The sequence below is a fragment of the Eudoraea sp. genome, from assembly GCF_049669105.1.
Lineage (GTDB): Bacteria > Bacteroidota > Bacteroidia > Flavobacteriales > Flavobacteriaceae > Eudoraea.
In genome coordinates this window covers 1-13,447 of sequence record NZ_JBATKE010000090.1, presented here as the reverse complement: position 1 = coordinate 13,447, position 13,447 = coordinate 1, and the positions used below count along the sequence as shown (strand labels likewise).

The window sequence follows — 13,447 nt, the reverse complement described above, 5'->3', positions numbered from 1 at the left end:
TGTGAAATTTATTGAGGCCTATGAAGCAGAGGGAATCCCATTATGGGGACTTACCATTCAAAATGAACCCATGGCTGTTCAACGATGGGAATCTTGTATTTATACTGCCGAGGAAGAACGCGATTTTTTAAAAAATTATTTGGGACCTACCCTGGAAAAAGAGGGTATGGGAGATAAAAATATAATTGTTTGGGATCACAACCGCGATCTGTTATTTCAAAGGGCCAGCGTTATTTTAAATGACCCTGAAGCTGCTAAATATGTTTGGGGTACAGGATTTCACTGGTATGAAGACTGGAAAGATGGTATTCCCATGTTTAACAATGTTAAAAATGTAAATGAAACTTTTCCTGATAAGAATTTAATTTTTACAGAAGGCTGTAACGAAGGTTATGATATTGCCAAAATTGAGGAAGAACGACTTGCAGAACGCTATGGAAGGTCTATGATAAATGATTTTAACAATGGAACGGTGGCATGGACAGACTGGAATATTCTTTTGGATGAAACAGGTGGCCCCAACCATGTGGGTAATTTATGTTTTGCTCCGGCACATGGAGACACCAAAACAGGAGAACTTATATTAACGTATTCCTACTATTACATAGGGCATTTTTCTAAATTTATTCGCCCCGGCGCAAAAAGGATCAGTAGCGTTTCGAACTCAAATTCTTTATTGTCAACTGCATTTGTAAATGTAGATGGTAGTCTGGTGATCGTTGCAATGAATCAAAGTGATGTACCCTTAGAATATGGCATTACTATGAATTCAAAAACTGCAAAAATTGAAATTCCGGCTCATGGAATACAGACCATTGTGATGTCTGAAGAATAAATTCCCTTTTTATTAAAAGTACCAAAACAAAAATATAACCAAACCAAGAACCAATACCATGGAAGAATCAGATAAAGTTATTAAAATGAATAAATCCTATACCATTCTCATAAGCCTGATAGTTGCTTTGGGAGGGTTTTTACTGGGATTTGATAGCGCCGTTATTTCCGGTGCAGTTAAAGGAATAACTATCTATTTTGAAATGACAGAATGGATGCTCGGATTTTCTGTGGGCTGTGTCGTTTTTGGTGCCATGGCAGGTAATTTAATGGCCGGGCCTTTGAGTGATAAGTACGGCCGGAAAAATGTCTTGATTTTTGTTGCCGCACTTTTTACAATCTCTGCTTCCTGGTCCGCCTTGGCAACAGGATATACAGAATTTATTATCGCCCGAATTATTGGAGGTGTTGGAATTGGTGGCGCCATACTAATTGCACCTATTTATATTGCAGAAATAGCACCTCCTAAACTTAGGGGTAGTCTGGTTTCATTTAATCAATTGAACATCGTTATCGGTATATCCGTTGCCTATTTCTCTAATTACTTTCTTGTAGATATGGGTGAAAATAGCTGGAGATATATGTTGGGGGTTGAAGCCATTCCGGCAGCCATTTATTTTTTGGCCCTTTTTACGGTGCCAAAAAGCCCACGTTGGTTAATTACTAAATTAAACCAGGTTGCACTGGCAAGAAAGATCCTTGTGAAGATAGGTGGAGAGGAATATGCTGAGGTGACTATCGCCGAGATTCAACGCGGGGTTGCGAAGAAAGAGGAAAAAGGCAAATTAGCCGATCTGTTTAGTAACAGAAACCGTACGATAATGATCATTGCCCTGGGGATTGCCTTTTTTCAACAAATCACGGGTATAAATGCAGTCTTCTACTATGCGCCCACCATATTTGAACAGGCTGGTGGAAGTACAGATTCCTCTTTTCTGCAAGCTATTGTCGTAGGGCTTACCAACCTGGTATTCACTCTGGTAGCCATATGGTTAATTGACAGGCTGGGACGTAAACCCCTTTTGTTAATAGGTACTACTTTTATGACTATTGCCCTTTTAATGGCGGCATTTGCATTTAATAATGCCACCTATGATTTTAATGACGATACCCTGGCTAAAATAAGTAATGAGGAAATTAGAACAGCATTGACAGATTTCAATGGAAAGTCGTTCGATAGCCAGGCCGCCCTTTTCGAGGAAGTAGAACCTGCGATGGATCAGGACCTGTTCCTCAAGTTCAAAAGAAATGAAATAACAAACTTCATTCAAGTGAATGCTACCTTAGTGCTTATAGCCATCCTCTTGTATGTGGCATCTTTTGCCATTTCGCTCGGACCGGTTATGTGGACCCTTATTTCAGAAATATTCCCGACCAAAGTAAAAGGAATTGCCATTTCTGTGGTGGGCTTCTTTAACTCATTGGTCAGTTTTTCGGTTACCCAGGTATTCCCCTGGGAATTATCCAACCTGGGTCCAACAGCTACGTTTGCCATTTACGCTTTATTATCCTTCTGTGCGATCTTCTTTGTGTATAAATTCGTAATCGAAACAAAAGGAAAAACCTTAGAAGAAGTTCAGGAAGTATTAATTAGAAAATAGATTTTAAAATGAGAAGTATTGTATGTATAGTTTGTTTGTTCTTGCTTTTGTCCTGCAAGGATAAATCAGAGAAAAAAGAAGTTGAGGTAACTGCTGCTGCGGTTGAAATGCCAGCTAAAGTAGTCGTAAATAAGGAGGCAGGTAAATTTGTGCTAAGGGTTAATAATGAACCTTTTTATATTAAAGGCGCAGGCCTGGAGTTTGGTAATGTGCCTGCACTTGCAAGCCATAATGCGAATTCGTTCCGAACCTGGCGCACAGAAAATGGTCAGAAATCCGGAAAGGAAGTGCTTGATGAGGCTTATGAAAATGGCATCATGGTAACTATGGGGATTGAAGTAGGACGGGAGAGACATGGTTTTGATTATGATGATCCCGAAGAAGTAAACAAACAGTTATTAGAAATAAAGGAACAGGTATTAGCTTTAAAGGACCATCCTGCATTATTGATTTGGGGAATAGGAAACGAGTTAAACCTCCATTATGAGAATCCGAAAGTTTGGGATGCGGTGAATGAAATTTCAGAAATGATCCACGAAGTAGATCCAAACCACCTTACCACCACAAGTTTGGCGGGTATTGGCGAAAAGGAAGTAAAGTATATCAAAGAGCGGTGTCCGGATCTGGATATTTTATCCGTGCAGATGTATGGTGATTTACCTCAAGTGCCTCGCCTCATAAGAGAATACGGTTGGGAAGGACCTTATATGGTAACAGAATGGGGGGCAACCGGTCATTGGGAGGTGCCTAAAACTGCATGGGAAGCACCCATTGAGCAAAATAGTACCGTAAAAGCGAACAATTATTTACAGCGCCATGAGAAAGGCATTGCTTCTGATACCACGCAGTGTATTGGCTCCTATGTTTTTCTATGGGGTAATAAACAAGAAAGAACCCCAACCTGGTACGGGATCTTTTTAGAAGATGGCAAGGAAACAGAGTCCGTGGATGTCATGCATTATATTTGGAATGGTCAATGGCCGGAAAACAGGACACCCGTTATAGAAAACTACACCCTGGACGGGAAGGTTGCCTTAGACAATGTTTATTTAGAAGAAGAAGGAGAATATAGTGCTACCATAGAAATTATGGATTATGAGAATGATCCTTTAACCTATAGCTGGGAAATTCTACCCGAAAGTACAGACCTGCAGGATGGAGGAGATGAGGAGTCAAGGCCGGAAACCATTGAAGGACTCGTGGTCTCGCAGGAAGAAGGAACAGTAGTATTTAAGGCTCCGGGGAAAGGACCTTACCGCTTGTTCGTTTATGTGAATGATGGTCAAAACCATTCGGCAACAGCCAATATTCCTTTTATGGTTAAATAAGATTAAATAATTGATGGCTTGACAGAGAATACATCAGATAGTTATGTAACACTTGAACTTCCTGTACAATGGGGTAATATGGATGCTGCACAACACGTGAACAACACGGTTTACCTGCGTTGGATGGAATCTGCAAGGATTGAGATGTTTAAAAAAATGCATGGAGGAGATTTCAAGTTTAGGAAAATAGTTCCTATTCTGGCCTGGCAGGATTGTAAATATATCTTTCCGGTGACCTATCCGGACACCGTTGTGATTAGTTTGGATATCATTGAATTGATGGAAGATCGGGTGCTTTGTGAAGGCAAAATCTAAAGCAAAAATCACGATCGGCTCGCAGCCATCTCCAAGACCTTGTTAATGGCTTATGACATGGAGGAATTAAAAAAAACACCCTTTTCCTGAAGCCTGGAGAAAAACGTTCATCGATTATTACGGAGAATCCATTTTAAAATAACTAGAAAAGTAGTTTAATAAAACGATTTTATTATTTAATCCGATTATAGTACAGGCCGGGACCATCACAGGGGGCAGATCCCCCCCTAAGAGAAGTGGTTGTGGGCATGAATAATGTTTCCAGTAGTTTTTCTCCGGTACAACTTTCTATTAAAATCGTCTCCGAATCATAGGTCAGGTTTAAATAGGTCTCTCCTTCCTTTTCACTAAAAGAAAAATCACCTGCACCCTCAATTCTCACCTCATCAAATCGCCTTACTTTTAAAAACCGCCCATCGCTTTCTAAAGTTAAAGTCTCTTGCCAGGTCATATCACTGCCTGTAAGTAAAACAGGGGATAAGCCTCCGGACATTCCTGTCAATTCCCATTCCTGTGGAAAGCTTTTAATATCAAAAACGTTCTCTGAATCGTCATTATTCGTGCAGGCAACAATCAACAGGGACAAAAGCAAGGCGCACTTTTTTATCATCACAAAGAGTTTAAACTGTAGATGCAGAAGCAGTTGTCTGGTTGCTTATTTCAAACTGTAGTTGTAAAGCAAAATGACATATTCCAAACTGTGGCTTGCGAAATGAATATAAATTGTTCTATCTTGTTTCAAAGAAAATTATAGTTCAAAAAAACGATAAATACCAGACATAAAAACCTCTTTAAGTCATTTACTTCTTTGGAGGTTTTTATTTTCAAATAAAAAGAATCAACTATGAATCCAGAGCAACAATATATTGGAGAAGCCTTAGCTCATTTAGAAACCCACGAAGTAAATGGGGAATATGTGAATTTTGAAAATGAGGATTATTACAAAATCTCCAACAGTAATAATTTAAGGCCCTTTTTTATGAGCATAGTAAGTGATTCCAATCACTGGATGTTTATATCAAGCAATGGTGCCCTAACCGCAGGAAGAAAGGATAGTGAATCTTCCCTTTTCCCGTATTATACCGATGATAAAATAACCGAATCTCTGGAGGTAACCGGTAGTAAAACCTTGTTGCAGCTTCATTTGGAGGGCAAGTCCATTTTATGGGAACCTTTTTCTGACAGGTATGAAGGCCTTTATACCATCACCAGAAATCTCTACAAAAACAACACTGGCAATAAGATCATCTTTGAAGAAATTAACGAGGATCTGGGCCTCACCTTCCGATACCAATGGAACTCCAGCAATAAATTCGGATTTGTCAGAAAAGCCAGCCTGATCAACAATACCAAAAAAGACCTGAAGCTCACCCTTCTGGACGGTTTGCAGAACATACTGCCCTATGGAGTGAATACCGATCTGCAAAATGGCCGGAGTAACCTGGTGGATGCATATAAAAAGAGTGAATTAGAGTCGGATACCGGCCTGGGCATCTTTGCCCTGAGTGCCATTATTGTAGACAAGGCAGAGCCAAGCGAAGCCCTTAAGGCTACCATTGCCTGGTCTGTGGGTTTAGAAAAGCCAATGTATCTGGTCTCCTCTTTACAACTCAATGATTTTAGACGGGGTAAGAGCCTCAGGAACGAAACCGATATCAAAGCAGAAAAAGGAGCCTATTTCATTAGTTCAAATTTAAATTTGGCCGCAGCATCGCAAAAAGATTGGATGCTGGTTGCTAATGTAAACCAGGGACCCGCCCAGGTGATGGACATTAAAGAACAATTAAAAAGCCCTAAAGATCTCGCTCAGGCAGTAGACAAGGATATAGCCCTGGGCACCCAAAACCTGATTGATTTGGCTGCCGCAGCAGACGGTTTACAGCTAACCAGTGATAAGCTGCGCACCGCCAGGCACTATTCCAACGTGCTGTACAACATCATGCGTGGGGGTATTTTTGATAAGAATTATGAGATTCAAAAAAAGGATTTCACCACCTATCTGCAGAAGGCCAACAAAAAAGTCTGGAAAAACAATAAGGCGGAGATAATCGCTTTGCCTTCAACTTTCTCTTTGAAAACCTTGCACCAACTCGCTTTAGAGAACACGGACCGGGATTTCAAAAGGTTGTGTTTTGAGTATATGCCTCTAAAATTCAGTCGCCGGCATGGAGACCCAAGCAGGCCCTGGAACAAGTTTTCCATAAATACCCAAAGTGAAGTAGATGGATCTAATATTTTGGATTATCAGGGGAACTGGCGGGATATTTTCCAAAACTGGGAAGCCCTTGCGCATTCCTATCCGGAATTTATAGACAGTATGATCCATAAATTCTTAAATGCCACAACTTTTGAAGGCTACAACCCCTACCGTGTGACCAAAGATGGGTTTGACTGGGAGATCATAGAACCGGACGATCCTTGGTCCTATATTGGGTACTGGGGTGATCATCAGATCATTTACCTTCTAAAATTTCTGGAGTTTATACAAGACTATTATCCCTCCAGACTGGAAAGCTATTTTAATCAGGATCTTTTTGTATATGCCAATGTTCCTTATAAGATTAAAAGTTATCAGGACACGCTTAAAAACCCCAAGGATACCATTGATTTTGATCATGTGCTAAGCGAAGAGATCTTTAAAAGGAAAGAGGAGATGGGTGCAGACGGGGCCCTTTTGACCGATAATAGCGGGGAGATATATAAGGTAAATCTCCTGGAAAAATTGCTGGTCACCCTAATGGCAAAATGCTCCAACTTTATTCCGGAAGCCGGGATCTGGCTCAATACCCAAAGGCCGGAATGGAATGATGCCAATAATGCTTTGGTAGGGAATGGGGTCTCTATGGTGACCCTCTACTATATAAGACGGTTTTTAAGTTTCTTTCAAAGCACGCTTAAAAAGGCCTCTTTTACCGAGCTAGCCTTATCTAAAGAATTGATTACCTTTTTCGAGGGGCTTGCCACCACTTTGGAAACCTATAAAGACACCTTAAAAGGCAAGATCTCGGATACCGAAAGAAAGTTGATATTAGATGGCCTGGGGCAGGCGGGGAGCAACTATAGAGCCACTATATATGAGAACGGCTTTAGCGGGTCCCGGAAAAATATTTCCAAAGCCGATCTGCTGAATTTTATAGAAGTGGCCTTAGCGTATATGGATCATGCTATAGACGCCAATAAAAGGGCAGATAAGATGTACCATGCCTATAACCTGATGTCTGTGGGAAATGACAAGGAGATTTCTGTTTCTTATTTAAGTGAAATGCTGGAAGGGCAGGTTGCGGTACTGTGTTCTGGTTACCTTTCCTCAGAAGCCTCCCTGGAAGTGCTCGATGCTTTAAAGGCCAGCAGCCTGTTTAGGGAAGATCAATACAGTTATATCTTATATCCGGACAAGGATTTGCCACGCTTTGTGGATAAGAATAAAATCCCTTCAGAAAAAGTAGCCCAGTCTAAGCTGATGCAGCAATTGTTGAAGGATGGGAATACTACGGTCCTGGAACAGGATGTGGCCGGCGACTACCATTTTAACGGGACTTTTAATAATGCCGACAGCCTTAAAAAAGCACTGGCGGAACTGCCTGAAGGGCCATACAAAAAGCTCATTGAGGAGGAACAGCAATTACTCTTAGACATTTTTGAAGAGGTGTTTGATCACAAATCTTTTACAGGAAGATCCGGGACGTTCTTTGGCTATGAGGGGCTTGGGTCTATCTACTGGCATATGGTTTCCAAATTGCTGCTGGCGGTGATGGAGTACTGTTTAAAAGCCATAGAAGAAGGCGAAGACAAGACAATCATTGGTAGATTAATAGATCATTACTACGAAATAAATGCGGGGATAGGAGTACATAAATCCCCGGAGCTATATGGGGCATTCCCAACAGATCCTTATTCCCATACCCCGGCCGGGAAGGGCGCCCAGCAACCCGGGATGACCGGCCAGGTAAAAGAAGATATTTTAAGCAGGATGGGAGAATTGGGCGTAGCGGTTAAGGAGGGCAAAATTACCTTTAGCCCAGGGTTTTTTAACAAAGCCGAGTTTTTAAAAGCCCCTGCTACTTTTTCTTATGTGGATGTTGATTTTAAGCCTCAGCAAATAGCCCTGGAAAAAAACAGGCTTTGCTTTACCTATTGTCAGGTTCCAGTGGTCTATAAACTTGCCGAACAGGAGGGCCTTGAAGTATTTTATACAAACCTATCCTCAAGGAAGTTCGAAAGCTTAGAGCTTGATGCCGATACGAGCCAACAGCTTTTTGAAAGGACAGGGGAGGTGAAGCATATTGTAGTTTCTCTTATTAAAAATTAGCACAAATATTTATAGACGGTTATGAACTTTGTGGATACAGAGACTATATCTGAGAAATTATACAATGTGTATTAATATAGCATAAAGTACTAGATAACTGGTAAGCGCTAACTATCTTGGGTATCCTCTAAATACATTATATTAGTTTACATAAGCGAGATATAGTTAATAACCATATCCCATTGTTAGTAGTCACTGGATTATCATATAATAATGTTTTTAAACAGACAAGTCACCTTAATATTGGTTATCAACTTTGTGCTTAATTTCAATTTGAGTGCACAGAAAGGTCAATTACTAATTGATTTAAAGGTTAATAGTGAAATTCTACAAAAAGAAATACAATATAATATCTATTTGCCCGCTGGATATGATTCGAGCCTGAAGAAATATCCTGTTCTTTATCTTTTGCATGGAAGCGGACCTCAACCAAATGCACATCATACCTGGTTTAATAGAATGAACATTCAAGAGGTAATGGATTCTGGAATCAATACCGGTAAAATTATTCCAATGATAGTAGTGATGCCAGACGCTGAAGTAACTTTTTACATGAACAATATCAATGGAGAATACCAATACGAAGATTATTTTATTAGCGAATTAATACCTTTTATTGAAGAAGAATATAAAAGCCAAAACGATAAAAAATTTAGAGGAATTGCCGGCGGTTCGATGGGAGGATACGGAGCCATAGTTTACAGCCTACACCACCCTGATTTATTTAGTGTTTGCGCTTCAATGGCTGCAGCTATCCGGACCGACAAACAAATTAGAGAAATGCCATTTGAAAAATTTCAGTATAACTATCGAAGTGCTTTAGGAAATATCAAGGAAGGTGCTGAAAGAATTACGGAATTTTGGAATTCATATAGTGTTCTAAATCTAATTGATAATACATCTATGGAGAGATTAAACCAGGTAAAGTATTATGTAGATATAGGTGATGATGATCATTTATACAAAGGAAATTCTCTTTTTCATATTCGTATGAGAGATTTAGAAATACCACATGAATATAGAGTGCGAGATGGGAAACATAATTGGGACTATTTCAACGAAGCACTCGTCCATGTAATAGCCTTTATCAGCGAAGAATTCAATAATAGATGAACGACTACTAACATTATGTATTTAATCATAGCCACGCAAAACTAGCACACAAACCAAAGCTACGATTCATACATGAGACCGTTGGCAACCATTAAAAAAGAACTAATTCAACTTCAATAAAAAAATGAAAACAAGAATAAATTTAATTGTAATATTACTCTTGCTGCTTTTGGGTAATTCTTGTAAGCATGAACAAACTACAAAAATTGCATCTGATCCAGCAGCTATTGAATTAAAAGAGGTTAAAGAATTATTACAGGAACTTGACGACCAATTCTCGGAAAGTTTTAATAATGCAGATTCAATAGCTCTAGCCAAACATTACGCAACAGAAGGAACTTGGGGCGCAATTAAGGGAAAAGAAAATCTGATTTCCGCTTGGGGGAAATCAATCCGATATGCCAATAAAAATGGCATACCAAATGTCAAATTCAAAATCAGTTCTGTTTTCAATGACGGGGAATTTATGGTTGAAATAGGTAGTTATGAATTTTCAGATTTGAACAATACTGTTAAAAGTACAGGGAAATACCTTGTGGTTCGGAAACTTGAAGAAGGCAAATGGAAAATGTATCGTGATATTGGTCTTTAAAAAACGAACACACAACATTGGCTCCTATGAAAAGCCCTAGTCCATCCCGATAGCTTCTCCTTCGTAATACTATGGAGAAGGAGCTATCGGGACTCTAAAGTTAAATAATATTTTCTTTTTTACTTAAACCACCTTTTTTTCTTTTAATATAACTTGCTCAGCATCCTATATGTGATCGACCCTTGTTCCAGGTCGTCACCAGCATCTGTATTGTCAAAAGTTATAACAGAACCGGTCACTTGCTATAAATGTGATTCCGCCAGGATCGCTTGCGCATAGCCAGAGCTGAGCAAAGCCGGTCGCCCAGGTAAACACACTTTACACTGGCCATTATAGGGCATTAAACATGGCAGTAAAAAAATACATAAAGTCACCAAACCCCCGTATAGGAATTAAAGAATTTCAACTGGTTTGTGTTTTTAAAATCAGGTAACGTTTGCCTGAAAGCACCTCTTTCAAGACGTTTTTAGCCTAGTAAAAGCCAAAATTTGCACAAAACTTCTAAGAACATTTGTTTACTTTTAATCTGTATTTAGCCCTGGTGAAAAAACGCATTTCGAGGGCAACAGATTAAACAAAACCACAATGAGATACGGCAATTTTGATGACGAAAACCGGGAATATGTAATTACCAATCCTAAAACTCCATATCCCTGGATCAATTACCTGGGGAACGAGGATTTCTTCTCACTTACCTCCAATACAGGTGGAGGGTACACCTTTTATAAGGACGCAAAATTTCGTAGGTTAACCCGCTATAGATATAATAATATTCCGGTAGATAACGGGGGTAAATATTTTTATATCAAGGATGGAGATGCTACCTGGTCTCCCGGCTGGAAACCCGTCAAAACCGAACTGGACCATTATGAATGCCGCCATGGCATGAGCTATACCAAATTCAAGGGTTCTAAAAATAAACTGGAAGTAGAAGTACTGCAATTTATCCCGCTGGGCTTCTGGGGGGAAATTCAGAAAGTAAGCCTAAAGAATGCATCCTCCAAAACTAAAAATATAAAGTTGTTTTCTTTTATAGAATGGTGCTTGTGGAATGCTGAGGACGACATGACCAATTTTCAGCGAAATTTTTCCACGGGTGAAGTTGAAGTAAAAGACTCCGTAATTTATCATAAAACTGAATTTAAGGAACGCCGGAACCATTATGCATTTTATTCGGTAAACAGCCCCATTGATGGCTTTGATACCGACAGAGAAATTTTTGTGGGCCTTTACAATGGTTTAGATACTCCCGAGGTGGTGAGCGAAGGAAAATCAAAAAATTCAGTAGCGCACGGCTGGTCCCCAATTGCATCACATTGCCTGGAGATTGAACTTAAACCGGGCGAGGACAAAGAATTGATATTTATGCTGGGTTACGTTGAGGTGGAGAAGGACAATAAATGGGAAAGCAAGTCGGTCATTAACAAGAAGCCTGCAAAGGATATGATTTCGGCTTATGATACATCAGAAAAAGTAAATAAAGCCCTTGAGGAGTTGAGAACCTACTGGGATAATCTTCTGGGAAAGATATCCATTGAATCTGAAGACCCCCGTTTAGACAGGATGGTAAATATCTGGAATCAATACCAGTGTATGGTCACATTTAATATGTCTCGCTCGGCCTCTTTCTTTGAATCGGGTATTGGTCGTGGGATGGGATTTCGGGATTCGAATCAGGATCTTATCGGATTTGTACATCAAATTCCTGAAAGAGCGCGCGAACGTATTTATGACATTGCCTCAACCCAATTTGAAGATGGTTCCTGTTATCATCAGTATCAGCCACTCACTAAAAAAGGCAATGCCGCGGTAGGAGGCAACTTTAATGATGATCCCCTTTGGTTAATACTCTCTACTACGGCTTATATAAAAGAAACAGGTGACTTTTCCCTATTGGATGAAATGGTGCCCTTTGATAATGATGCCAGTCGGGCGAAAACCCATTTTGAACATTTAAAAGCTTCTTTTTACCATGTGGTACATAATTTAGGCCCGCATCAACTACCACTAATAGGCAGAGCAGATTGGAACGACTGTCTTAATTTAAATTGTTTCTCTGAGGATCCTAATGAATCCTTTCAAACTACCGAAAACCAAAAAGGAGGTAACGCAGAATCTTTAATGATTGCGGGGCTATTTGTGGTATACGGAAAAGAATATGTAAAACTTTGTAAGCGTATTGGAAAAGAGAAGGAAGCTACAGAGGCTCAGGTTCATGTAGATGCCATGGTTGAAGCTGTAAAAGAACACGGCTGGGATGGGGAATGGTACTTGCGTGCATACGATTATTTTGGCAATAAAGTAGGATCTTCAGAAAATGAAGAAGGAAAGATCTTTATTGAGTCTCAGGGTTGGTGTACAATGGCCGAAATTGGTAAAGACGATGGCATGGTAGAAAAATCTTTAAATGCAGTGAAGGAGCATCTGGATTGTCAATACGGAATTGTCCTGAATTATCCGGCCTTTACGAAGTATTATATAGAGTACGGTGAGATTTCAACTTATCCCGCGGGCTATAAGGAAAATGGGGGTATCTTTTGTCATAACAACCCCTGGATTATGATTGGAGAAACTATGCTGGGGCGCGGGGATCAGGCTTATGATTATTACACAAAAATAGCACCTAGTTTCCTGGAAGATTTATCGGAACTGCACAAAGTGGAGCCCTATGTCTATTGCCAGATGATTGCGGGGAAAGAAGCACATAAGCCGGGGGAGGCAAAAAATTCATGGCTGTCGGGTACGGCCTCCTGGAATTTCTATGCGATTACACAGCATATATTGGGGATCAGCCCTGAATACGACGGCTTGGCTATTAACCCCTGTATCCCCTCTAAATGGGATGGGTTTAAGATGAAAAGGGTGTTTAGGGATGTTACGTATAATATCCATGTTAAGAACCCGGATCATATAAGCAAAGGGATAAAAAAAATTCTGGTAAATGGGACACCCATTAATTCCAATATTGTTCCCATTCTGGAAAAGGGTAAGGAACATTCTGTGGAAGTGATAATGGGATAATGAATTTAAACAGACGCATTAATTAATGAGGAAGTTTGTTTTTTAGTACACCGTATACAAATGTTCCAAATACTGCTGCTGCAATAACAATCAGCATACTTATTACCCCCGTGCCAAACAGAACATACAAGGGCCCGGGGCATGCACCTGCAAGTGCCCAACCAAAACCGAAAACAGTGCCACCTACAATATAACGAACAAAGCCACTGTCTTTTGGAATCAGATATATTTGATTCCCTTAAATATTTTTCACGCCAAATACTTTAAATAACCAAACAAATAAAGCGCCCAAAAACACTGCAGAACCAATGATACCGTACATATGAAACGACTG

Annotated in this window: 9 protein-coding genes and 1 pseudogene; 8 read left to right on the top strand and 2 right to left on the bottom strand. The window is 39.9% G+C overall.

Features of this window, described 5'->3' with window-relative positions; genetic code table 11:
• The 4 genes from WBM60_RS07805 to WBM60_RS07790 form a co-directional block, all read left to right on the top strand.
• Positions 1–835: glycoside hydrolase family 30 protein (locus WBM60_RS07805; RefSeq protein WP_424282941.1), on the top strand; the 835-nt coding region annotated here is incomplete at its 5' end.
• Between the two features lie 58 nt (positions 836–893).
• Complete coding sequence (locus tag WBM60_RS07800) at positions 894–2,435, top strand: sugar porter family MFS transporter (protein WP_424261708.1); 1,542 nt, start codon at positions 894–896, stop codon at positions 2,433–2,435.
• An 8-nt stretch (positions 2,436–2,443) separates the two neighbouring features.
• The gene (locus tag WBM60_RS07795) at positions 2,444–3,763 is read left to right on the top strand and encodes a glycoside hydrolase family 2 TIM barrel-domain containing protein (RefSeq protein WP_424276709.1); all 1,320 of its coding nucleotides are present in this window, start codon (positions 2,444–2,446) and stop codon (positions 3,761–3,763) included.
• An 18-nt stretch (positions 3,764–3,781) separates the two neighbouring features.
• Positions 3,782–4,078, top strand: a complete 297-nt coding sequence (locus tag WBM60_RS07790) for an acyl-CoA thioesterase (protein ID WP_424260398.1) — start codon at positions 3,782–3,784, stop codon at positions 4,076–4,078.
• Positions 4,079–4,250: 172 nt separating this feature from the next.
• Here WBM60_RS07790 and WBM60_RS07785 read toward each other — a convergent pair whose 3' ends face one another.
• A complete protein-coding gene (locus tag WBM60_RS07785; RefSeq protein ID WP_424260396.1) occupies positions 4,251–4,688 on the bottom strand; it encodes a hypothetical protein in 438 nt (145 codons plus the stop codon).
• A 234-nt stretch (positions 4,689–4,922) separates the two neighbouring features.
• Here WBM60_RS07785 and WBM60_RS07780 point away from each other — a divergent pair, with 234 nt between their 5' ends.
• The 4 genes from WBM60_RS07780 (at position 4,923) to WBM60_RS07765 (ending at position 13,113) form a co-directional block, all read left to right on the top strand.
• Positions 4,923–8,387, top strand: a complete 3,465-nt coding sequence (locus WBM60_RS07780) for a hypothetical protein (RefSeq protein ID WP_424282940.1) — start codon at positions 4,923–4,925, stop codon at positions 8,385–8,387.
• Between the two features lie 273 nt (positions 8,388–8,660).
• A complete protein-coding gene (locus tag WBM60_RS07775) occupies positions 8,661–9,500 on the top strand; it encodes an alpha/beta hydrolase (protein ID WP_424278854.1) in 840 nt (279 codons plus the stop codon).
• Between the two features lie 124 nt (positions 9,501–9,624).
• A complete protein-coding gene (locus tag WBM60_RS07770) occupies positions 9,625–10,092 on the top strand; it encodes a YybH family protein (RefSeq protein ID WP_424282939.1) in 468 nt (155 codons plus the stop codon).
• Between the two features lie 585 nt (positions 10,093–10,677).
• Positions 10,678–13,113 carry a GH36-type glycosyl hydrolase domain-containing protein gene (locus WBM60_RS07765; RefSeq protein WP_424282938.1) on the top strand — a complete coding sequence of 812 codons (2,436 nt, stop codon included), beginning with the start codon at positions 10,678–10,680 and terminating at the stop codon, positions 13,111–13,113.
• Positions 13,114–13,135: 22 nt separating this feature from the next.
• Here WBM60_RS07765 and WBM60_RS07760 read toward each other — a convergent pair.
• Positions 13,136–13,447, bottom strand: a pseudogene (locus tag WBM60_RS07760) (DUF6691 family protein); the annotation flags it as partial.